Raw genomic sequence first — 23,701 nt, 5'->3', positions numbered from 1 at the left:
TAAAAATACGCCCCGGTTTGTTTTGAGAACAGGCCGGGGCGTATTTGATTATAGTCATGGGACCGGTCAGATCTTATTGCTCATGGCATATACCATCCCGTGTTCCAGTCCGCGTATTTCTGCCAGTCCTTTAAGCCGGCCTATCAGGGAATACCCGGAGTAATGCTCTCTTCTTTCTTCGAGGGAAAAAAGAGCGCCGTGGTCCGGTCGCATGGGCAGGGAAATATTCCTTTTGTTCATCAGTTGGAGTATTTTGTACACAATGGTTTCCATAGGTGCATCTCCACCCAGGTGTTCGGCCTCTTTAAATACGCCGTTCCTTTCCTTTTCCACACTTCGCAGATGGAGAAAATGAATACGATCTCCGTGCTTTTCCAGGATACTTACCAGGTCGTTGTCCGGGTTGGCCCCTAAAGACCCGGTGCAGTAACACAAGCCGTTGGCATTGAGCGGAACAGCTTCCAGTATTTTATCTATGTCCTCCCCGGAACATACGATGCGCGGGAGTCCGAGTACGGAAAAGGGCGGATCGTCCGGGTGTATGGCCAGTTTCAGGTCAAGTTTTTCAGCTATCGGGGCAACTTCATTTAAAAAATAACGGAGGTTTTCCCTTAATTTACGCTCATCGATACCCTCATATTGTTTGAGCAGGTCCAGAACTTTTTGCGGGGTGAAATTCTCTTTACTGCCGGGAAGCCCCAGTAAAACCGTATTGAAAAGAGATTGTTTTTCTTCATCGGACAATTGGTTTCCATAAGCTGTGGCACTTTCCCTTTCTTCATCCGTATAGTCGTTTTCCGCGCCGGGTCTTTGCAGGAGAAAAAGATCGAAAAATACGAAAGCATCCTTCTCGAACCGGAGGGTCTTCGTACCGTCCCGGTTGACAAACATGGTATTGGTCCTTACCCAGTCCAGTACGGGCATAAAATTATAGGTGATAACCTTAAGCCCGCAGGTAGCAATATTTTTCAGGCTCTTTTTATAGTTGTCAATATACAGATCGTATTTGCCGCTTCGTCTCTTGATATCTTCATGGACGGGAAGACTTTCTATAACCGTCCATTCCAGCCCCTCGGCATGTATTGCGGAAAGTCTTTCTTTTATGGCCTCTACGGTCCATACATCCCCAACGGGAATTTCATGCAATGCAGTTACGACTCCACTGGCACCTGCCTGTTTTATCTCCTGCAGGCTAACACCGTCGTGTGGCCCGTACCATCGCATGGTTTGCTGCATTCGTATCATATATTGTAGCTTGATATTATCTGAGTGGAATCCGGATTGGTGGTAATATCCCCGGTTCGGTATCCCTTTAATTTTTCTTTATCCTGTTATTTATGTACCGGCCGGTTCTTAAAAACCTATGCTGTTTCCGCCGTCTACCGGTAATATGGTTCCCGTAGTGAATTTGGATTCGGAAGTGGCGTAATAGAAAACGGCATCGGCAATATCCGAAGGCTCGCCCAGTTTTCCCATGGGCGTGCGGGACAGCACTTTGTTTTTTCGTTCCGGGTCATTGTCCAGGGCTTTGGAAGACATTTTGGTTTTTATGAAGCCGGGGGCTACACAATTAACCCGAACACCAAATGGTGCCAGTTCTACGGCCATAGCCCTGGTCATACCCTCTATGGCGGATTTACTGGCGGAATAGGCTATTACTTTCGGTATACCGTATTGGGAGGTCATGGAACTGATGTTCACAATACTTCCCCCTCCGTTTTCCTTCATTACTTTTACAACTTCCCGGCTTACGGAAAAAACACTGAACACATTTGTGTGAATAATGGACTGAAAATCCTCATCGGTAACATCGAGAAATTCCTTTTTCATGTTAATTCCCGCATTGTTCACCAATATATCTATGGGAGAATCTTTGGCGATGTCCCTTATAAGTTCCGGAAGCCCTTCCAGGTTATTCAGGTCAAATATGACCGGTACGGCAAGTTCCCCGATCTCTTTGCAGGCCGCTTCGGTTTTTTCACGGCTTCTGCCAATGATATATGTCTTGATGCCGTTGTCGCATAATTTTTTTGCCGTAGCATAACCCAACCCGGAATTTCCCCCGGTTACAATAGCAGTTTTACTCATATTTTCCGATATTTTTTATGGTTTATCCGGCATTTCCGGTGGCTGTTTTACGTAAAAAAGGCCTTGTTTAGAGGCTTTTACAGTATTCCGGAATGCATTGGAATTGTAAAATAAACGAAAAAAAGTACCTTTTCAAAATATTTTATGCAATCGGTTGCGTTTTTATCCGGAAAAGACCGGGATATTAACAAATAAAGGCTCTGCGGTAAAAAGATGAAACAGGGTAAATCACCGTTTTTCGCATCTTTTCCGGGCAGAACCGATTTTAATATGGTTGTTTTTCTATGCCTTCTTTTTAGAGGAATCCCGGATGAGAAGTTCCGTGGGAAGTACGGTGACCTCCGGGCTATTGTTTTCATCTTCTTCCGCCGCGTGTTGCAAAATTCGTTGTGCCGAGATCTGTCCCATTTTAATAGCGGGATGGATTACGGTAGAAAGGGCGGGTTCTACTATAGAAGCTATGGGGTCGTCGTTGAAGCCGATAACCGCCAGCTCTTCCGGGATTTTTATCCCTCTTTTTTTGGCGTACATAATGGCGCTGACCGCAGCCGTGTCGTTGGCAGAGAAAATGGCATCGGGAGGTTGGGGGAGGTCCAGCAGGTTACGTGTTGCCTTTTCTCCTTCACCGAAACTCAGGGATTTGAAACTTACGATGAGGTCATTGTCTACCGGGAGGTGATGGTCCTTCAGGGCATCCAGATATCCTTTTTTCCGTTCCCGGTACACGTTCCGGTGCTGTGCTCCCGCAAAATGGGCAATACGGCTGCATCCCTGCTCTATAAGATGTTGTGTTGCCTTGTACCCTGCGGTGTAATTATCTATAATGACCTTGTGTATATCCAGTTCATCAGGAACGCGATCTACAAACACAATAGGTATCCCCTGGTCCATGAACCGGCGCAGGTGTTCCAGTTTGCGTGTTTCCATCGAAAGAGAGACAATAAGGCCGCTGATCCTGCTGTTGTATAGAGTTTCCGCATTTATGACTTCATTTTCATACTTGTCGTTGGACTGGCTTATGATAACGTTGTACCCGGCCTTTCTTGCCGTTTCTTCAATGCCGCTTATCAGTGACGAAACAAAAGGCCTGTTTATGCGGGATATCATAATGCCAATAGTCTTGCTTTTGTTATTCCTAAGGCTTGCGGCCAGGGAATTGGGACGGTATCCCATTTCTTTGGCCACTTTCTTGATTAACAGGGTGGTGTTTTTGCTGATACTTTCATGGTCGTTCAAAGCCCGCGATATAGTAGAAGGAGAATACTTAAGTTTTTTGGCTATGTCGTAAATGGTGATTTCCTTTTTCGCTTTCATGTTTGTTGTTTAATCTGTAGTGTCAACCGGTTTCCGTTTACCGGTTTTACCTGTTTTCCGGATAGGATCACCTGAAAAGAAGTGGGTTCAAAGCCATCAAATATACGGAATTACACCTAATTGTATAATAAAAACGGATAAAGCGGAAAGGGCGTGGTGTTATGTAACCGGCGAATGGTACGGCTTTGGAAATCGGGCGGGTTCCTTTTAGCACGAAGATATATTTATTTTTTTAGCGGAAAAATGTATATTTGAGCCGCAACCGGTTGCAAAAAACGATTTTGTAATAAAAAATTTGCTACATCAAAACTTATGGTTATTTTTACCATATCTTATAGTTAAATAAACTATAAGTCTTTTTTGCAGATTTACAATGCTAATAATACAATAATATACAGTAAACCCGTCTTAAATATGTATTGGATAGGATATGATGTGGGAAGTTCTTCGATAAAGGCTTCTCTCGTCGAGGCCGGGAGCGGCAGGGTGGTTGGAATAACACAACAGCCCGATAAGGAAATGCCCATAACTTCTATTGAACCGGGCTGGGGAGAGCAAAATCCGGAAATGTGGTGGGATAATTTGTGCAAGGCCACTGCAAAGCTGATAAAGCAGACCAAAACAGATCCGTTAAAGATTGCGGGGATAGGTATATCTTATCAGATGCACGGACTGGTCCTTGTAGATAAAGAATTAGAAGTTCTTCGTGATTCCATAATCTGGTGCGATAGCCGGGCGGTAGATGCAGGAAACCGGCTTCTGGAAAAAGCGGGTGAAGATAAATGCCTGGACCGGTTGTTGAATTCCCCGGGAAATTTTACCCTGTCCAAACTGAAATGGGTGAAAGAAAACGAACCGCACATATATGAAAAAATATACAAGTTCCTGCTTCCGGGAGATTATATAGCCCTGAAAATTACGGGAAAATGTACTACAACACCTTCGGGGCTTTCCGAAGGGATCACCTGGGATTTCAAAGACAATAAACCGGCCCTGTGGCTGCTCGAGGAAGCGGGAATAGACACTTCCGTGTTACCCGAAGTAGTACCCACTTTTTCCGAACAGGGAAGGCTTACCGGGCAGGCTTCGGAAGAACTGGGGTTGAAAACCGGAATCCCTTTGTTATACCGGGCAGGCGACCAGCCGAATAACGCATTGTCTCTCAATGTTTTTAATCCCGGGGAAATAGCAGCTACCGGGGGGACATCCGGGGTAGTGTATGCCATAAGCGATGTAACCCATACTACAGAAGGGACCCGCATCAATAACTTTGCACATGTCAACCATAAACCGGAGCTTCCGCGCATCGGTAAACTACTGAACATTAACGGAGCCGGGATACTGTACCGCTGGATGAAAGAACAGATATCCGGCGGAACACTTTCCTATAACGAAATGAACCAAATGGCGGCAACGGTCCCTGTCGGGGCTGCCGGGCTCCGGATATTGCCTTTCGGGAACGGTTCCGAACGGATGCTGAACAATGCAAACATAGGAGCGGGGATACAAAACCTGAACTTTAATATCCACGGACAGCACCATCTGTATCGTGCAGCCCTGGAAGGGATTGCTTTTTCCTTTGTCTACGGTATAGGAGTACTGGAGAATGACGGAGTAGAACTGACTGCCATTAAAGCCGGGGGGGATAACCTGTTCCGGTCCGGACTGTTTTCACGAACCATAGCTACATTGACAGACAGGGAGATACATATTGTAGACACCACCGGGGCCGTAGGCGCCGCACGTGCAGCGGGCTATAGTTATGGCGACTTTGATAGTTTCGGAGATACTTTCTCGGGCGATGAATATATAGCAACCCATACTCCTCTTAAAGATAAGGGGGCCTACCGGCAAGCTTATGAGAGCTGGAAAGAAGCCTTGTTAAAGGCTCAGCAACAGTTCCGGGCATGAATAGCGTAAACAGCACAAAATTACTAACACCTGACACCGAAGTATAACATAATTAATGCAAGAAAAAAATGATCACATTAGGAGAGAAAGAGTATTTTAAGGGAATAGGGCAGATAAAGTTCGAAGGAGCTTCTTCCCGGAATCCACTGGCATTCAAATACTATGATGAGAATAAACTCGTGGGGGGAAAGACCATGAAAGAACATTTCCGTTTTGCCGTAGCCTACTGGCATACCTTTACCGGAACCGGGGGAGACCCCTTCGGGATGCCCACCAAAAAATTTCCGTGGCTGGAGGCGTCGGATGTGAAACAACAGGCTAAAGATAAAATGGATGCCGCCTTTGAATTTATAACTAAACTCGGAGTACCTTACTATTGTTTTCACGATTTTGACCTGATTGAAGAAGGAAGCAGCCTGGCAGAATCCGAAAAGAGACTGCAGTTCATATCCGACTACGCACTGGAAAAGCAGAAAGCATCAGGTGTAAAGTTGCTCTGGGGTACCGCAAACTGCTTCAGTCACCCGAAGTATATGAACGGGGCGATAACCAATCCGGATTTCAATGTGCTGGCACAAGCCGGGGCCCAGGTTAAAAACGCTTTGGATATAACCATTAAGCTCGGAGGTGAAAATTACGTCTTCTGGGGGGGCAGAGAAGGGTATATGTCCCTTCTGAATACCGATATGAAGCGGGAGCAGGAACATTTTGCCACTTTTCTGCATATGGCCAGGGATTACGCCCGTAAACAAGGGTTTAAAGGTAAGTTCTTCATCGAGCCCAAACCCATGGAGCCCACCAAACATCAATACGATTTTGATGCGGCTACCGTACTCGGTTTCCTCACCAAATACGACCTGCTCGACGATTTTAAACTGAACGTGGAAGTAAACCACGCTACCCTGGCACAACACACTTTTGAGCACGAATTACAGGTTGCGGCAGATAACAATCTTCTCGGCAGCATAGACGCTAACCGCGGAGACTATCAGAACGGCTGGGATACCGATCAGTTCCCGGTAGATGTATTTGAGCTTACCCAGGCTATGCTGGTTATCCTGCAGGCCGGAGGTTTCCAGGGCGGAGGCGTTAATTTCGATGCCAAGACCAGGAGGAATTCTACGGATCTCGAAGATATCTTCTATGCACACATCGGGGGAATGGATACGTTTGCACGTGCCCTGGTTGCAGCGCAGAGAATCCTCGACGAGTCGGAATACCTGGCATTGCGCAAAGAACGCTACAGCTCTTTTGACTCGGGCGACGGTAAGGTCTTTGCCGACGGAATGACTTCTCTGGAAGAATTATACCGGTATGCCGAAGACAACCAGGATGTTAAGCAAAAAAGCGGGAAACAGGAATTATTTGAGAATCTGATCAATCAATATATTTAAGTCAGTATATCCGGTACGGGGACAAACCCACTGCCCCGTACCGGAATGACTAACCAAAAACCGGAATTATGGAACAACTGGACTGGATTGTCATAGGGATGTACTTTGTACTCCTCCTGGGTATTGCTGCCTGGGTGATGAGCAAAAAGCAAAAAGACACAAAAGATTATTTTCTGGCCGGCCGGAATGTAGGATGGTTCGTCGTCGGGGCGTCTATTTTTGCGTCCAATATAGGCTCGGAACACCTGGTGGGCCTTGCCGGGGCGGGTGCCGATAGCGGTATGCCCCTGGCGCATTACGAATTACACGCCTGGATCGTATTGCTCCTCGGTTGGGTATTTTTACCCTTTTATGCCAGGAGCGGGGTATTTACCATGCCCGAATTCCTGGAACGGAGATATAGCCCCAAAGCGAGGTGGTTTTTATCCATACTCTCCCTGGTAGGGTACATACTTACCAAGGTTTCCGTATCGATTTATGCAGGAGGGATCGTATTCCAGTCTTTGCTGGGAATAGATTTCTGGACGGGAGCCATACTTACCCTTGTCATCACCGGGGTATATACCGTTGTGGGGGGAATGAGTGCCGTGGTCTATACGGAAACTCTCCAGACTTTTATCCTTATAGGCGGAGCGCTGGCCGTAACCTTTATAGGGCTTAATCACGAAGCCATCGGAGGATGGTCCGGACTTAAGGAGATCGTCGGGAGTGAACACTTCAACATGTGGCGCCCTGCCGATGACCCGCGGTACCCGTGGACAGGAATGGTATTCGGAGGTGCCATCGTAGGGATATGGTATTGGTGCACGGACCAGTATATTGTGCAACGGGTATTGACCGCAAAAAATGTCAAAGAAGGCAGAAGAGGTGCCATATGGGGCGGGTTTTTAAAAATTCTTCCCGTTTTCCTTTTCCTGGTTCCGGGAATGGTGGCTTTTGCACTCAGCAAACAGGGAGTATTACAGTATAACGATGCCAACGAAGTACTGCCGACAATGGTAAAAACCCTGCTCCCGGCAGGAATACGGGGGCTTGTCGCTGCAGGATTACTGGCAGCACTTATGAGTTCCCTGGCTTCGGTATTTAATTCCTGCTCTACATTGTTTACCATAGACATTTACAAAAAATTAAGGCCGAATGAAAGCGAGACCAAGTTGCTCCGCATAGGAAAAATAGCAACAGGCGTTATTGTTATCCTCGGATTTGCCTGGATACCCGTAATGAAAAATGCCCCGGGAACATTATATGATTACCTGCAATCCGTTCAGTCTTATATCGCACCGCCGATTACGGCAGTGTTCCTTCTCGGGATACTTTCCAAAAGGATTAATGCAAAAGGAGCTATGGCAACCCTTTACATAGGGTTCGGGATCGGGCTTTTCCGGTTAATCCTGGATACCATAGTGACCTTTAATCCCGGATACGAATTTTCCGGTGTATTGGGCGATATCATAGCTATCCCGTTTTCTCATTTCGCTATCGTCATATTCGTGATCTCCCTTTGTATCCTCGTGGGGGTAAGCCTATCTTCGGCAAAACCTTCTGCCCAACAGGTCGAAGGGCTCGCCCTGGGCACATTGACGGCAGAGCAGAAAGCAGAAGTGAAAAACAGTTACAGCTGGGTGGATATAGTTACTTCCGTACTTATCGTAGTGATTATTACAGCGATTATGCTGTATTTTACGGGGTAATGATTTAACCTTATATAATTTATAAAAGAGGCCTATGACCTCTTTTCCGGTTGAGCCCCACGCCCGTGGGGCTCTTCTTTTATTCTATAATTTCCACCTTCATCCTTACGCTTTCATAAGGCCATTCGCGGTCGTCCGTGGGCAGGTCGCATATCTTGTCCACTACGTCCATACCCTGAATCACCCGGCCGAAGGCGGTGTAATTTCCGTCCAGGTGATACGCCCCGGGACTTTGTACCACAATGAAAAACTCGAAAGGTGAGGCCAGTTTGTGCGGGTTGTCCACCTCGTCACTGCTGGGCATGGATACCACACCACGGTGGTGCTTGAACCCTTTTCTCGTATCGGGAGGGAGAAGGTACCTCCCTATATCCGTGCGCTTTCTCGCCGTGATACGGCTATCGGAATTCCCTCCCTGGATGATGAAATTTTTCACCACCCGGTGAAAATAGGTACCGTCAAAATATCCTTTTTTGGTCAGATAAATAAAATTGGAACGGTGATAGGGAGTTTCCCGGAAAAGTTCTATGATAATATCGCCGTATTTTGTTGATATTTTTACTTTGTTCTCCTTGTGTTTTTTGTTGTATTCAAAAAAGAAGGGGATGGCATTGTCATCATTGAGAACGATGGTATCTTCCGTTTTGATATTTCGGGGGATGCTGTCTTTTTTGGGAACAGTGTCCGTCCCGGCCTCCCGGTCTGCCACAGTGTCCGCTTCATTTTGTTCCGTAGCCGGGGGGAGTTCTCCGGCAGATTTTTTAGCTTTTTCTTGGCATCCGGTTAAAAATATAAGTAGTATTATTGTAAAAAGACTCAGAGTATTGCGTAACATGAATTTTGATGAATTTTTAGAGTTAGTTCCAAAAATAAAAAATCTGCCATTACCGGGGCAGGAATCCCAGTATAAAATGGCTTCCGTTCCGGCAAAAGAATTACGTGAAGTGGATCTTTCCCTGAAAAATCCCCGGAAAGCCGGAGTTATGGCCCTGTTTTATCCCGATAACAGTTACAAAACGAATATTGTCCTGCTGTTGCGCAAGAAATACGAGGGCATACATTCTAACCAAGTAGGTTTTCCCGGGGGGAAAATGGAGAGGGAAGACGCCGATATCCGGATAACGGCCCTCAGGGAAACACAGGAGGAGGTGGGGATTCCGCCGGAAAAAATAAAGATTGTCCGGGCGCTGACAACACTGTATGTGCCGCCGAGTAATTTCCTGGTACATCCTTTTCTGGGTATATCGGAAGAAACCCCGTCATTTCTGCCCCAGGAAGAAGAAGTGGAGTTACTTATAGAGGTGCCGCTGGAGAATGTACTGGATGATAACCTGGTAGCGCGGAAAACCATTGTAACCTCGTATTCCGCAAATGCGGATGTACCGTATTTTAATTTTAATGGATATACCGTTTGGGGTGCTACTGCCGCCATGTTGAGTGAAGTAAAGGACCTTTTGGGCATGGCACTTATTTAAGTGCAGCTACTGCCCCGGGAAGAGCTAATGATATAAATTATATATTTTTGTAGGCCCGGCTGTTGTCGTGCCCTTTAAAACCTAATGACCTGTAAATGGGATTCTTCAAAAAAAATCCTTTCGGACATATTCTGTTCCTGAAAAAATGGCTGATCAGGATATTCGGTGTGCTTACGCATCGCAGGTACCGCGGATTTAATGAACTCCAGATCGAAGGATCGGAGATCATTAAAGAACTGCCGGGTACCGGTGTGTTGTTCGTATCCAATCACCAGACCTATTTTGCCGATGTCGTAGCCATGTTCCATGTATTTAACGCAAGCCTTACCCACAGGGTGGATTCCATAAAAAATGTAGGATATATCTGGAGGCCAAAGCTGAATATCTATTATGTAGCTGCGAAGGAAACCATGCGCGCCGGGCTCCTGGCCAGGATCATGGCCTATGCGGGGGCCATTACCGTAGAACGTACATGGAGAGAGAAAGGGAAGGAAATACAGCGCGGTGTAAATCCGCAGGATACGGAAAATATAGGCAAAGCACTGGAAGACGGTTGGGTAATTACCTTCCCCCAGGGAACCACAAAACCCTGGAAACCCATACGAAAAGGGACAGCACATATTATTAAACAATACAAACCTATAGTGATCCCCGTGGTTATAGATGGTTTCCGAAGGTCTTTTGACAAAAAGGGCATATGGGTGAAAAAGAAAGGGATATTACAGTCTATGGTTATAAAGGAACCGCTGGAAATAGACTACGAAAATGATAGTGTGGAGCAAATTGTGGAGCAACTGGAATATGCCATTGAGCAGCATCCGTCTTTCCTTAAAGTGATACCGGAAGAAGCACTGGAAATAGAAGAGGCCCTGAACCAAAAGCGCCGGTGGAGTTATAAAGAGGAGGATTAAGCATAGTGTGCGGACGGAATAATTGAAAAAAGAAAAAGAAATATAATGGCCGTAAGTCTGGCTGACTAACTCAATTCCGTAAAATTAAACACGAACTAACATGAAGCGAAAACTACGTGTCTCTGTGTTCCTGCTCTTCTCGGCAGGAATACTTTTTGCACAGAAAAAATCTCTTTCTACAGACGATTTCGACAATTGGAAATCTATTGAAAAAAAACAATTGTCCAATAACGGGAACTATCTCGTCTATGAATACAACGCAGGTAACGGGGACGGGGCCCTTGTTATAACCCATACCGGTACCGGTGTATCCGATACTATTACCAGGGGGGCGGATGCCCATATCAGCAGCAACAGTTCATTCGTCTCTTTCAGTATAAAACCGCCGATAGCCCTTCGAAGAAAGGCAGAAACCGCAAAGTGGAAAAAATATAAACTCCCGGTAGATTCCCTTGGCGTTTATATTTTAAAGACCGGGGAAATACGAAAATACCCGAACGTGAAGAGTTTTAGCATCCCGGCGGAAGGAGGGGACTGGCTGGCTTATAAAACTATAGCGGTATCCGCGGACAGGAAAGAAGGCGATACGGCTACAACTTCCAAAAAGAAAGAAAAAGACACGCTGCTGATTGTTCGGAACCCGTTCAAAAAGGACAGTATGGTATTTCACCATGTCAAATCCTTTGCCTGGGCCCTTAAGGAGAATAAATTATTATTGGGAACAGAAGAAAAAGACAGTACGGTGACCAGGGCAACCGTGGTATATTTTGATGCGGAGGCCCGCAGGGCCGATACCCTGTTCCATAAGGAAGGCTCGGTAGAGAAAATCACCCTCGGGCCCGTGGGAGAGAAAGTAGGGTTCCTGTATTCGCCGGACACGACCAAAATCAAGACATACAGCCTTTATACGGGGAACAAGAAAAAGATTTCCGCAATTGAAACCGGAAATATCCGTAACATCCCGGCCAACTGGGTTCCCTCACAAAACGGAAATGTATTTTTCTCGAAAAACGGGAAACGACTGTTTTTCGGGACTGCTTTCCGGGAAGATGAGAACCGGAAAGATACCCTCCTTAATAACGAGCGGTCTTCCGTGGATATCTGGTCGTGGACGGATAAACGGCTGCAACCGCAACAAAAAGTAAACCTGGCAAAAGACAGAAAGAAAAATTATCTCGCGGTATACGATTTTGATTCCGGAAAGGCGATGCAATTGTCCGACAGTACGCTGGCCGATGTCACTGTGCTGGACCATGGTGACGGAAAATATGTGCTGGCCGAAGACGGAGACTCTTACCAGAGAGCTTTGTCCTGGACAGGATTATGGGTCAGGGACTTTTATACGATAGATTTGCGAACGGGAGCAAAAAAGCTTTTGGTAAAAGAACAGGGCCACATGTGGGTTGGGCCTTCGCAGAAATATGCAGTGTATTACAACAGGAAGGACAGCATTTATTATTCCGTAAACCTTGAGAACAACGCCACCGTAGCACTTACCCAGGGGATTGATACTCCTTTTTACGACGAAAGGCACGATACCCCGAGTGAGCCTCGCCCGTATGGAGTAGCAGGCTGGTCCGAAGGCGACAAAGCTGTTTTCGTATACGATCGTTATGATATCTGGAAGCTGGACCCGGCGGGAAAAGGCAGGCCTGTAAGAGTTACCAAAAACGGCAGGGAGAACAAAACGGTATACAGGTACCTGCAACTGGACCCGGAAGAAAAGTTTATAAATACCGGGAAAGAAGTATGGTTGTCCTCTTTTGAAGAAGTGACAAAAAAAGCCGGGTATGCCCTTGCCGATATAAACCGAGAAAAAGCTCCCCGTAAGGCCCTGGAAGGAGATTATATGTTCGGAACTCCCCGAAAAGCCAAAGATGCCGATAAAGTATTTTTTACAAGGCAAAGCTTTACGGATTATCCCGATACCTGGATAACAACAACAACGTTAGATACCCCGAAGAAGCTTACCGAAGCCAATCCGCAGCAAAAAGAGTTTAAATGGGGGAGTGTTTCGCTGGTAGAATGGGAAAATTATGACAATGTGCCGCTGCAGGGCTTGCTGTACAAACCCGAAAACATGCAGCCCGGCAAAAAATATCCCATGGTGGTATACTTTTACGAACTGAGCTCGGATACATATCACAGGCATTATATTCCGGCCCCCAGCAGGTCCACGATAAACAAAACCTTTTATACCAGTAACGATTACCTGGTGTTTGTACCGGACATCGTGTATAAAGAAGGATATCCCGGGCAAAGTGCCTATGACTGTATCGTAAGCGGAGTGGAAAAACTTATAGCGGACCATCCTTATATAGATGCTTCTCATATCGCCCTTCAGGGACAAAGCTGGGGAGGGTACCAGACTGCTTACCTCATCACCAGGACCAATATGTTTGCTGCTGCCATGGCAGGGGCCCCGGTGAGTAACATGACCAGCGCCTATGGAGGCATTCGCTGGCAGACCGGTATGAGCAGGATGTTTCAGTACGAGCATACACAAAGCCGTATAGGCGGAACGCTGTGGGACAAACTGGATCTCTACATGGAAAATTCCCCCCTGTTTTATGCCGATAAGATAAACACGCCGTTGCTGATGATGCATAATGATAATGATGGCGCTGTGCCGTGGTACCAGGGGATAGAGTTTTTTGTGGCTTTACGGAGACTGGACAAACCGGTATGGATGCTTACCTATAACGGAGAACCCCATAACCTAAAGGGGAGTAGCTGGGGTAACCGCAAAGATCTTTCCATTCGTATGATGCAGTTTTTCGACCACTATCTGAAAGGTGAAAAAATACCGCAATGGATGGAAAAAGGACGCCCTGCCCTGCAAAAGGAATCTGATAAGGCGTATTAATATTCCTGAATAATGTATTATTGGATTATTGAATGCGGAGCTACTGGTTCTGTAAGCAATAGCCATTATTTTTTCGGGACCATTCCCCTTAAACTTCCAGTTGTCTGAGTTCCCTGTAGTTCCGGTTAAGGCGCCGGAGTAAAAAGCCGTAAAGAAGCAGGTAAATGCCAAGGCATATTCCTATGATAAGCACAGTGACGAGTATAACAAAGAAGATCAGAATAAGATGGTCGCTGAGCTGGGAATTCTGTTTGTAAACATCCCATCCCCCATGTCCTTTGACATAAGCCAGGATGGAAGTACTTATAGAGCTTACGGAAATGACAGCAAGGTTAAAAATAATGTAATGCTTGACTGTCTTTCTCGCTTTCAGGATAGAGTCCATGAGTCCTTTTACGGAAGAAGTAGCGGATATTTTTTTGTAATTCATGTAAAACCGGTATACAAAGAAAATGATAACCGGGTAAGTCATGTACAACAGGACATCTATGAAAACATAATTCATCTCTTCCATATAGGAAGGGGTATAAAACAGGAATATGAGCCCGAACGAGAGTTCCAGCATACTTATGATGAATATCCATTTCACATTCGAAGAGGACCTTTTCCAGATCATTTTGTAAATATCTTCATAAGATAACTTCGGGAATGAGGCCTCTTTCTTTTTCCAATCCTTTTTTAACAGCTCTAACTCATCCATAACTACGGGTTCAAAATAGTTCGTAACTTCGACTTTATCCGGTTCATTTTTACCCTGGCATTTATTTCCGTTATACCGAGGGTCTCGGATATTTCCTTGTAATTTTTATCCTCCAGGTATAGAAATATCAAGGCTTTTTCCACATCACTCAATTGTTTTATAGCATCGTACATTAATTTTAGTTGTTGTTCCTCGTCATCATTATATTCGCTTGCCTTAAGGTTAATGAGTATGTTCTCATAACTTTGTGTAGGCACTTTTCTCTTTGATTTCCGATACAGGGTAATAGCAGTGTTCAGGGCAACCCGGTACATCCAGGTGCTGAATTTTGCTTCTCCTCTGAATTTGGGATAGGCTTTCCAGAGTTGTATGGTTATTTCCTGGAACAAATCATTGTGTTCATCCGGCATGGAGGTATATAACCTGCATACCTTGTGTACTATATTTTGGTTTCTTTCCAGCTCAGTAACGAAACTATGTTCCAGTTCTTTGTCCACTAATTAAAATTGTTTTATGATTAGTAGTACATTTATAAAGATTGTTACAAAAATAGAAGGAATAATATGAATTCCGCATACCGGGGGAATACAGTAATCACAGGCGACCGGAATTGGGGAGATATAACTAACGGCCGGCACAGGCCCTCTTGCTATCGATATAAAGACAATATGTTTGGAATTACCGCCTCTTTTGCAGAAATATTAATATAGTGGTGCCCGGTATTTTTTCAGAGGTGATCTTTGATGTGAATTTAATATGAAAAACAGCATTCTCAAGAGAGGTATCACGCATTTTTAAAAATATGTTGATTCTGTAATCTTTTTGACGGAATAAATCAGCTCTCTTCAATAGTAAAAAGATAGATAACACTTACCTTTGTATTATAAATCTCAATTCTTCATAATGAATATTCCAAAGACCAGTTCTCCCAGGATAGTAATCATAGGCGGAGGTTTTGCCGGCCTTGAATTGGCAAAGCGCTTAGGAAAACAGGACGTCCAGGTGGTCATGCTTGATAAACACAATTACCACACATTTCAGCCGTTGTTGTACCAGGTAACTACCGGAGGCCTTGAGCCCGATTCCATAGCTTATCCCATCCGGAAAGTGTTGAAAAATTACCCGAATTCTTATTTCAGGCTGGCCCATGTAGAGTGTATAGAGCCGGAGAAGAAAACCATCCGAACGGATATAGGCGTTATAACGTATGATTACCTGGTTATTGCCACGGGTTCCAGGACCAATTATTTTGGGAATAACAATATAAAGGAAAACGGAATGGCCATGAAGACCATCCCACAGTCATTGAACCTTCGCAGCCTTATTCTCGAAAATTTTGAGCAGGCGCTGCTTACCAACAACCTTGACAAGCGAAATGCCCTGATGAACTTTGTCATAGTAGGGGCAGGCCCTACCGGTGTAGAACTGGCCGGTGCGCTGGCAGAGATCAAGAAAGGAATTCTGCCTAAAGATTATCCAGACCTGGATATACGACAGATGCAAATAAACCTTATCCAGGGAACGGACCGGGTCCTGGACGCCATGAGCCCGAAAGCTTCCAAAAAAGCCGAAGAATTTCTGGAAAAACTTGGGGTTAATATTTGGAAAAGTGCCTTTGTTACGGACTATGATGGCTATACGGTAGCTACCAATACCGGGCTGTCCTTTGAAACGGAAACCCTGATATGGACTGCAGGTGTGGAGGGGGCAACACTGAAAGGTGTGGACGGAAAGGAATTAATTGCCCGGGGCAATCGTATAATGGTGAACGAATTCAGCCAGGTACAGGGATATGAAGATGTTTTTGCTATCGGAGATGTGGCTTATATGCCTACCGAGAAATATCCGCAGGGACATCCCATGATGGCCCAGCCTGCGATACAGCAGGGAAAATTACTGGGAAGTAACCTGGTTAAATACATACTGGGCAAGCCCATGAAGCCTTTTCGTTATTTCGATAAAGGTTCCATGGCTACCGTGGGCAGGAATAAAGCGGTTGTGGATCTTCCGCGATGGAAATTCCAGGGTGTTTTTGCCTGGTTCGTATGGATATTTGTGCACCTCTTTGCACTGATAGGTTTTAAAAATAAAATGGTCGTATTTGTAAACTGGTTATACAACTACATCCGTTTTGACCGGGAAGCAAGGCTTATTATCCGGCCCTATAAAAAGAAGGGAAGGGAAGCGGCAATCAAGTAACCGTTATTTCCGTGTTACTGTTTCTCCGGATTCCTGGGATGGTATTTATGAACTATTTCTGCCAGTTGGGACCTGTCTACATGCATATACACTTCGGTAGTGGTAATGCTTTCATGCCCCAGCATCTGCTGAATGGCCCGGAGGTCGGCCCCGTTTTGCAGTAAATGGGTAGCAAAGGAATGCCGGAAGGTATGGGGACTGATATTTTTCTTCAGGCCGGTTGTTTCCGCCAGGCGCTTGATGATGGTAAATATCATGGCACGTGTAAGTTGTTTTCCCCTTCGGTTCAGGAATAAGATATCCTCATGTCCCTTTTGCGCCTTGATATGCACCCTTATTTCCTTCCTGTATATGTTGATGAGTTTTTGTGTTACCGGGGCTATAGGCACAAAACGCTGCTTGTCCCCTTTACCGGTGACTTTTATAAAACCTTCCTCAAAGAACAGGTCGGATATTTTTAATGCGGTCAGCTCCGATACCCGGAGACCACAGCTGTACAGCGTTTCCACCATGGCCCGGTTACGTTCCCCTTCCGGAGTGCTGAGGTCTATGGCAGCGATGAGATGGTCTATGTCTTCCTGTGAAAGAGTATCGGGTAATTTCCGGCCGATCTTTGGCGATTCTATAAGCTCCATCGGGTTGTCCTTGCGGTAATCTTCAAAGATGAGGTAATTGAAAAATCCGCGCAGTCCCGAAAGTATCCTCGCCTGGGACCGTGCATTGACATCTTTGGCTATCTCGTAGACGAATTGCTGAACGATTTCTGCCGTAATGGTGAGGGGAGATTGTTTTATATCGTGGGAGTCCAGGAAGAGGATAAGCTTCTTTACGTCCAGCGAATAGTTTTCCAGGGAGTTGGCCGACAGCCCCCTTTCGATGCGCAGGTAATGACCGTAATCTTTCAGTGCTTGTTCCCAGTTCACTTTGTAAATATAGCGGTTTTTGGAATATGGGGACATGGTTGAGGAAGTATGCGGGGCAGCACTTTAAAATTCGAACCTTCTATACCCCCCCCCAACCCCTCTTAAAAGGGGCGCTGTAACGGTTTTTAAATAAAAGATGAATAACTTTTCCCTTGAGGGGCAAGGGAGATGTAAAACTTAACGAAGTAATCAGAAACCGAAAAAACGGACTAAGCCTAACATCGGTTGCCTTTTTTTACAAAGCTATCAGTCATGAACAAAGGTCAAAACCATCGGGAGTTTGATTTAGATCTTAAATTGCAATTGGTAAGGCAGATAGAGCAAGGGGAACTTCGCGTTAGCGATGTTAACCGGCCTTTTTACCTGACTTTGGTGTTAGATGTCTATAGTCGCAAAATCAAAGGGTGGAGTCTGATTGAAAAAAAAATCTATAACTTATTGAACATTTATTGGGCGCCTTAGAAAACTAAAGGATTGTTTTCATTTGCACAATTAAACGGGATTTGTTCACTTATAGTTATTGGATAATAAATACATCAGAATTTCAATGATAATCCCAATCCGTATTATCTTCCATTATAAAGAGGCATAACAATTCCGGTTGTTTTTTCCTTGTCTTTGAAAAATGTTTTCTTAATTAATGAATCCAATAAGCAATTTTGGTACTTAAAATTCCGATCCCCGCACCTATAGCAACATCGGTAAGCCAATGCTTTTTGTTGTATATTCTAAAAAGACCTGTGCCAGCAGCGACCACATAACCGGTAGGTAATGCCATACCAAACTGATACATCCTTATATTCTTGATATAAAAATTCGGCACCCATAAAAGCCGTAGCCGTATGCCCCGAAGGAAACGAGTTTGTGGATGAGCCATCTGCCAATAAAGGATAGGCTAGGCAGTGGCTTGATTGATGGCAATTAACCAAGCTAGGGAGTGATTTTGCACATACATTTTAAGTGGTCTCGTCTAAATCAGTTCTTTACCCAACACTGCTCAAAAAATTCCAAATAAAAGTTTCCTCCAGATATTGTTTCACAGATAGGGGCTTTCGACCCAATAGTTTTTCCATTTGTAAACTGTCACTTTCCAATTCTCCCTGTCCTATAGCTGCGGAGAACCCACCAATCATTTTGGCACATCTTTTAGACATCCCTTGATCAATCACGGTATTGAGAAAAGCATCTAGACTAGGGCTTAAATAAGTGATGTTTTTACCTGTGATTTGAGAAATATACTCTGCGATTTCTGAAAATGAATAACTATCTCCAGATATACTATACGTCTTATTTTTATGCCCCGTTGAAATTAAAACCTTGGCCGCCGTTTCCGCCATTTCACTTCGTAATGCAAATCCTATTTTCCCATTACCGGCTGGCAGGTAAATACCATATTTAAAAATGTTCTCACCCAAAAATGAAGGCAATATGTCCATATATAGCCCATTTCGCAATATGGTATAATTCATCCCACTTCCTTTAATGGCATTTTCTGTTGCTAGATGTGAACTTAATATAAACTCGATAAGGGAAAAATTAACTTCTTTATGCTCTTGGCTCGTGTAAAGAATATACTTAACCCCAGATTTTACAGCCGCATTCACTACTTGAATATGCTGCTCACTACGGTTTTCCAGTTCATTACTTGAAACAAAAAGAAGTTTGTCAATACCAGAAAATGCCTTCAACATTGAATCGTAATTATTATAATCGCCGAATACAATATTTACATTCAAAGACTTTAATTTCTCTACTTTTGTATAATCCCTTACCATGGCATAAATCAACCTTTCATTCACCCCATTTTCGATCAATGATTCAATAACTGAATACCCATAATGACCAGTAGCTCCCGTCACTATTATTTTATCTTTTTTTGTCATTTGTTTATTCATTTTTTAAGTAATTTTTCTCAATGGACATTAAAATTTGTAGGTTAAACCTATTGTAGGGGTGTTTTCAATAAAGCCTGAAGAAATTCCCAACTTCTTTTTATCATCATACCGTTTGGTGAACAAATAACTCATTCCAATACCTATCGCAGCACCTGCTAGCACATCCACACCATCGTGCTTGTTTGCTTCGATTCTTGTATACCCAACATATCCTGCCAAGAGGTAGGCAGGAATACCATATTCCCAACCGTATCTCTTTTGCACAAATGCAGCACTGGCAAATGCAACAGAAGTATGGCCAGATGGAAAACTATTGTTGTTTTCTCTATTCGGCCGCTCTTTATTTATAGCTAGTTTTAAACCATACGTTAATGCAATAGTGCCAGTTAAGGCTTTGGAAAATTGATAGGTTCCTTTTTGACCATCTTTCCAAATGAATGTAGAACTCAAAGCCAAAGCTGGCATTGCACCAAGCAAAACATCTCCTGCAATCTTATGGGTCTTTTGGGATGAGGTCAGAGGCTCCACCTGCCCATACGTTAGTGACGAACTCAAAAATAAAAGCGCAACTAGAGCTTTAAAACCGTACATACTTCTTTGTACAATTGTGATGTTACTCATAAGTTTCAAGCTGAAGTATTTAGATCTGGGTAGAGAGCATTTTCAACAAGTACTATCAACTCATCGATTTCCACCTCATTGGTTTTTATGGCAACTCTACCCTCGTATCCTGTTGCTATTCAATCGTATATGGTGTAGTGTCAAATTCGCCTAGCCTAAAATATCCCAATACTTCTTCGTTGGAATCATTGACATTAGTAACGTTTCCTTTTAACTGTACCGGGGTAGTTGGAAAAGGCCCTTCTTCATCACTTCCAGATTGTTGGATCAATATGTTCAAATAGTCATAATATCGTTGTGAAATGCCATACACATTAATATCTACAGTTACTCCTGCAACATAGTTTTCATTATCGTTCTCAATAAAATTTTCGTTGCCATCTGTAAATTCATCGCTGATAACTGCAAGGGACGGCAGTGGTAAATTGGACGGAATAAATTCGCCCAAATAATAATTTTTAACATCTACGGGGTCGTCAAAAAATACTTGAAGCTGAATTTCGTCATCATCAAAATCTTCTTCAATGGTTTGCTCAATTCGATTAATAACAGGTGCTGCAATTAAGGTTTCTGTTGCTGTGTAGGAGTTGCCGTTGTAAAAGATTTCCAAAGTGTACGATGCGTTTAATTCCGGAACAAAATCGGTTGCCGTGTAACTGCCATCATTCTGGTCGGCAAACACAAATATTGACCCGTCGTTTTCTTTGGTTACTGTTACTGAAGCACCCGTAACAGGGACATCTGGATTGTTATCAAAAAAACCGGTTGATTCTCTTAGATGAATGGTTTGTATTTCTCCCAAAGTACCTTTTTGCCACTTAACGGACGCATCAACCACCAATCGTTCGCCGCCGTTTGGGACATTAACATCTATGACATCTGTACACGAGTTTAATAATCCTATTAGTATGAGGAGTACCCCTAATTTGTTAGATATATTTATATTTTTCATTGTTCTAAAATTTAAAGTTGTAGGTTACTGAAGGAACAATACCAAATATAGCAGTACGAGTGGCCTCAGTTACGCCTGTCTCTTGATTTTGACCAAAAGAAATAGAGGCTGCATTACTTCTGCTATAAGCGTTGTAAATGCCAAATACCCATTCGCCTTGCCATTTTCTATTTTTATTTTTTCGAGGTGTTAAGGTTGCAGAAAGGTCTAGTCTGTGGTAGGCCGGCAATCGGTCTGCATTCCTTTCAGAATAAGTCGCTACGGATAATCCGTTGTATATAAACTGTCCGTTAGGATAGGTAACAGGTCGTCCTGTTTGGAATACCATACTAGCCCCAAATCGCCATTTTTCGTTGAGTTTGTAACTTCCGGTAAACGAAAAGTCGTGGGTTCTGTCCCAGTTAGAGTTATACCATTTCCCGTTGTTAATGCCCAATCCGCCTGCTGCTCCGCCGGGTGTGCGCTGTTGCGATTTTGACAATGTATACGACACCCAACCTGTAAAATCGCCTTTGTTTTTTCGCAGTAAAAATTCTAATCCATATGCACGGGCCTCACCAATTAAAATTTCGGTTTCAATGGTGTTTTGTGCTACAAGTTCTGCGCCATTGATATAATCTACCCTATTATCGATTGTTTTGTAATAGGCTTCGGTTTCAATAGAAAACATATTTTCCCTGAAATTTCTGAAGTAGCCTACAGCATATTGGTCTGCAATTTGTGGTTTAATAAACTTTCCGCTAGGTGCCCAAACATCTAATGGCGTGGCTGATGTGGTGTTGGAAATTAAATGCAGGTATTGAGCCATTCGGTTATAACTTGCTTTAAAAGAAGACTTCTCGTTAAGCTGATATGAAAGTGCAAACCGAGGTTCTAAATTATTGAAGGTAGCTATGCTTTTTCCCTTACCGTAATTTGTATCGGAAATAGGGTCTGCACGCTCATAAATGCCTAATTCTTCGTTGTAAACTACTGGTAACTTATTGGTGTAATTGTTTAAGGTTTGCTCTCCTAGTCGATTGAAGTAACTAAAACGCAAGCCATATTGAGCGGTGAGCTTATCAGAAATTTTATGCTCTAAACCTGCATATACTCCAGCTTCTAAAGCAAATTTGTCATCTAATTTCTCTGGATTAACGCCCGAATTTGCATCTAAAGGGTTGAGTTTGCCTGGATTAAAGTTGTAGTAAATACCATTTACTCCAAAATCAAATTTTAATTTATCGCTTGCATAATACCCTACGTCATAGCGTATATTGTAATTGCTGATATCTGAGGTCCAATCAATTCCTTCAGTAGGAATTTCCAGGTTGTAATTATATCGACTGTATATTAAGGATACATTGGAGAATAACTTGTTATTAAAAATATGATTCCATCGTAAGTTTCCTGAGAGGTTTCCGTATGAATTGGTGAAAAGTCCTCCCAGGTTAAAGTTATCATTGCCTAAATAACCAGATAGATATAGTTTGTTCTTTCCATCAATTTCATAATTTGTTTTCAGATTCAAATCGTAAAATCCGGCTCTACTGCTTTCGTCAGCTAAGGCTAAAAATATATCTACATAAGAAGCCCTGCCAGCAATCAGAAACGAACCTTTGTCTTTAAACATTGGCCCTTCTGCCGCCAAACGACTGGAAATGGCACCAATACCGCCAGTGAGTCCAAATTCTTTACTATTTCCGTCTTTTTGACGTATATCCAGTACCGAAGAAGCTCGCCCTCCAAAACGTGCAGGAATGCCTCCTTTGTAAAGTTTAACATCCTTAATGGCATCGGCATTGAATATTGAGAAGAAACCAAACAAATGGGAAGCGTTGTAAATAATTGCTTCATCCAAAAGAATTAGGTTTTGGTCTTCTGCACCACCGCGTACATTGAAGCCCGATGCACCTTCGCCGGCGTTGGTAACACCTGGCAGTAATTGAATGGACTTGATCAAATCTACCTCACCCAAAACAACAGGTATCTGTTTGATATCCTTAGTTGAAAGTTTTGCCACACTCATTTGTGGTGTGCTAAGGTCAACTTTCTTTGATTCTTCAGCTGTGATGACTACTTCATCTAATTGAGCGGCATCCTCTTTGAGCTCAATGTCTAACCTTTGATCAGAGCTAAGGTTTATAGCCCTTTCAAAAGTTGTAAATCCTAAATAGGAAATGATTAAGGTATAATTACCTTCAGGTGCTGTGATAGAATAAAAACCATATTCGTTGGTCGTGCTTCCAATGGAAGTGCCTTTTAAAAGGACAGTTGCCCCCAAGAGTGTTTCACCATTGGCAACATCCTTGACTACACCACTAATTGTATATTTTGCATTCTGATTTTTAGCCTTGGAAAGAACTATATATTTATTCTTAATGGTATATGTAATATGAGTAGAGTGAAAAAGTAATTTCAATGTTCTATCAATGTTTTCGTCTATTACGTTGATATCAAACTTATCTTTAATGTTTAACTCATCATTATTGAATACAAAGTTGTATGGTGTCTGTCCTTCAATATTTGACATGATGGACTCCAGTGAACCCTTCTGGATATTTAAGGTTACTTTATTTTGGGAAAAACTATTGATAGCAAAGAGATGAAAGCTACTGAAAACAAAAAAAAAGAAAGATAGTTTCATTAAAAAAGATGGTTTGGATAAACTTTTTGGCCATAATATGCCTGTGAAATGTTTTGATTTCATAAATTTGATGTGTTAATTAATACTGATTTTTGCGATTAGAATTCTTTAACATTTTATAGTGGGAAAACTGGA

At 43.5% G+C, this 23,701-nt stretch carries 18 protein-coding genes and 1 pseudogene; 7 read left to right on the top strand and 12 right to left on the bottom strand.

Features of this window, described 5'->3' with window-relative positions; all coding sequences use genetic code 11:
• Positions 1-66: 66 nt before the first annotated feature.
• The 3 genes from uxuA to ED312_RS13165 all read right to left on the bottom strand — a co-directional run bounded on the left by uxuA (position 67) and on the right by ED312_RS13165 (position 3,402).
• Positions 67-1,236 carry a mannonate dehydratase gene (gene uxuA / locus ED312_RS13175; protein ID WP_123216478.1) on the bottom strand — a complete coding sequence of 390 codons (1,170 nt, stop codon included), beginning with the start codon at positions 1,234-1,236 and terminating at the stop codon, positions 67-69.
• Positions 1,237-1,353: 117 nt separating this feature from the next.
• Positions 1,354-2,088: an SDR family NAD(P)-dependent oxidoreductase gene (locus ED312_RS13170; RefSeq protein WP_123216477.1), complete on the bottom strand. Its 735-nt coding sequence runs from the start codon at positions 2,086-2,088 to the stop codon at positions 1,354-1,356.
• A gap of 282 nt (positions 2,089-2,370) precedes the next feature.
• Positions 2,371-3,402, bottom strand: a complete 1,032-nt coding sequence (locus ED312_RS13165) for a LacI family DNA-binding transcriptional regulator (RefSeq protein ID WP_123216476.1) — start codon at positions 3,400-3,402, stop codon at positions 2,371-2,373.
• A 414-nt stretch (positions 3,403-3,816) separates the two neighbouring features.
• Between ED312_RS13165 and ED312_RS13160 the strand changes: the two genes are divergently transcribed.
• From ED312_RS13160 to ED312_RS13150, 3 genes are all read left to right on the top strand, one after another.
• Positions 3,817-5,313, top strand: coding sequence for a xylulokinase (locus ED312_RS13160; RefSeq protein ID WP_123216475.1), 1,497 nt, complete (start codon positions 3,817-3,819; stop codon positions 5,311-5,313).
• A 68-nt stretch (positions 5,314-5,381) separates the two neighbouring features.
• The gene (xylA, locus tag ED312_RS13155) at positions 5,382-6,707 is read left to right on the top strand and encodes a xylose isomerase (RefSeq protein WP_123216474.1); all 1,326 of its coding nucleotides are present in this window, start codon (positions 5,382-5,384) and stop codon (positions 6,705-6,707) included.
• Between the two features lie 68 nt (positions 6,708-6,775).
• Positions 6,776-8,398: a sodium:solute symporter gene (locus tag ED312_RS13150; protein WP_123216473.1), complete on the top strand. Its 1,623-nt coding sequence runs from the start codon at positions 6,776-6,778 to the stop codon at positions 8,396-8,398.
• 79 nt (positions 8,399-8,477) lie between these two features.
• Here the strand turns inward: ED312_RS13150 and ED312_RS13145 are convergent, their stop codons facing one another.
• Positions 8,478-9,233 (bottom strand): peptidylprolyl isomerase, encoded by a 756-nt coding sequence (locus ED312_RS13145; protein ID WP_123216472.1) that lies wholly within the window; start codon positions 9,231-9,233, stop codon positions 8,478-8,480.
• Between the two features lie 76 nt (positions 9,234-9,309).
• Here ED312_RS13145 and ED312_RS13140 point away from each other — a divergent pair, with 76 nt between their 5' ends.
• From ED312_RS13140 to ED312_RS13130, 3 genes are all read left to right on the top strand, one after another.
• A complete protein-coding gene (locus ED312_RS13140; protein WP_317125679.1) occupies positions 9,310-9,873 on the top strand; it encodes an NUDIX hydrolase in 564 nt (187 codons plus the stop codon).
• A 95-nt stretch (positions 9,874-9,968) separates the two neighbouring features.
• Positions 9,969-10,784, top strand: coding sequence for a lysophospholipid acyltransferase family protein (locus ED312_RS13135; protein ID WP_123216470.1), 816 nt, complete (start codon positions 9,969-9,971; stop codon positions 10,782-10,784).
• 100 nt (positions 10,785-10,884) lie between these two features.
• Positions 10,885-13,650, top strand: a complete 2,766-nt coding sequence (locus ED312_RS13130; protein ID WP_123216469.1) for an alpha/beta hydrolase family protein — start codon at positions 10,885-10,887, stop codon at positions 13,648-13,650.
• Positions 13,651-13,738: 88 nt separating this feature from the next.
• On the opposite strand, the gene ED312_RS13125 is transcribed toward ED312_RS13130, so the two are convergent.
• Positions 13,739-14,350: a hypothetical protein gene (locus tag ED312_RS13125; RefSeq protein ID WP_123216468.1), complete on the bottom strand. Its 612-nt coding sequence runs from the start codon at positions 14,348-14,350 to the stop codon at positions 13,739-13,741.
• Positions 14,351-14,352: 2 nt separating this feature from the next.
• Positions 14,353-14,847, bottom strand: coding sequence for an RNA polymerase sigma factor (locus ED312_RS13120; protein WP_123216467.1), 495 nt, complete (start codon positions 14,845-14,847; stop codon positions 14,353-14,355).
• A gap of 406 nt (positions 14,848-15,253) precedes the next feature.
• Here ED312_RS13120 and ED312_RS13115 point away from each other — a divergent pair, with 406 nt between their 5' ends.
• Positions 15,254-16,549, top strand: a complete 1,296-nt coding sequence (locus ED312_RS13115; RefSeq protein ID WP_123216466.1) for an NAD(P)/FAD-dependent oxidoreductase — start codon at positions 15,254-15,256, stop codon at positions 16,547-16,549.
• A gap of 14 nt (positions 16,550-16,563) precedes the next feature.
• On the opposite strand, the gene xerD is transcribed toward ED312_RS13115, so the two are convergent.
• From xerD to ED312_RS13080, 6 genes and pseudogenes are all read right to left on the bottom strand, one after another.
• Entirely contained in the window at positions 16,564-17,472 is a 909-nt protein-coding gene (xerD, locus tag ED312_RS13110) for a site-specific tyrosine recombinase XerD (RefSeq protein WP_123216514.1), read from the bottom strand.
• A gap of 566 nt (positions 17,473-18,038) precedes the next feature.
• Positions 18,039-18,350, bottom strand: a pseudogene (locus tag ED312_RS13100) (phosphatase PAP2 family protein); the annotation flags it as partial.
• Positions 18,351-18,455: 105 nt separating this feature from the next.
• On the bottom strand, positions 18,456-19,355 hold the full coding sequence (locus tag ED312_RS13095; protein WP_170164511.1) for an SDR family oxidoreductase: 900 nt from the start codon (positions 19,353-19,355) through the stop codon (positions 18,456-18,458).
• 39 nt (positions 19,356-19,394) lie between these two features.
• A complete protein-coding gene (locus ED312_RS13090; RefSeq protein WP_148044287.1) occupies positions 19,395-19,988 on the bottom strand; it encodes a phosphatase PAP2 family protein in 594 nt (197 codons plus the stop codon).
• 115 nt (positions 19,989-20,103) lie between these two features.
• A complete protein-coding gene (locus ED312_RS13085) occupies positions 20,104-20,940 on the bottom strand; it encodes a DUF4249 domain-containing protein (protein ID WP_123216462.1) in 837 nt (278 codons plus the stop codon).
• A gap of 4 nt (positions 20,941-20,944) precedes the next feature.
• Complete coding sequence (locus tag ED312_RS13080) at positions 20,945-23,629, bottom strand: TonB-dependent receptor (RefSeq protein ID WP_240643096.1); 2,685 nt, start codon at positions 23,627-23,629, stop codon at positions 20,945-20,947.
• Between the last annotated feature and the right edge of the window lie 72 nt (positions 23,630-23,701).

It is taken from the genome of Sinomicrobium pectinilyticum (assembly GCF_003725735.1).
In the GTDB taxonomy this organism is placed as follows: Bacteria; Bacteroidota; Bacteroidia; order Flavobacteriales; family Flavobacteriaceae; genus Sinomicrobium; species Sinomicrobium pectinilyticum.
The sequence above is the reverse complement of the archived record's forward strand: the minus strand, read 5'-3'. Positions and strand labels throughout refer to the sequence as shown.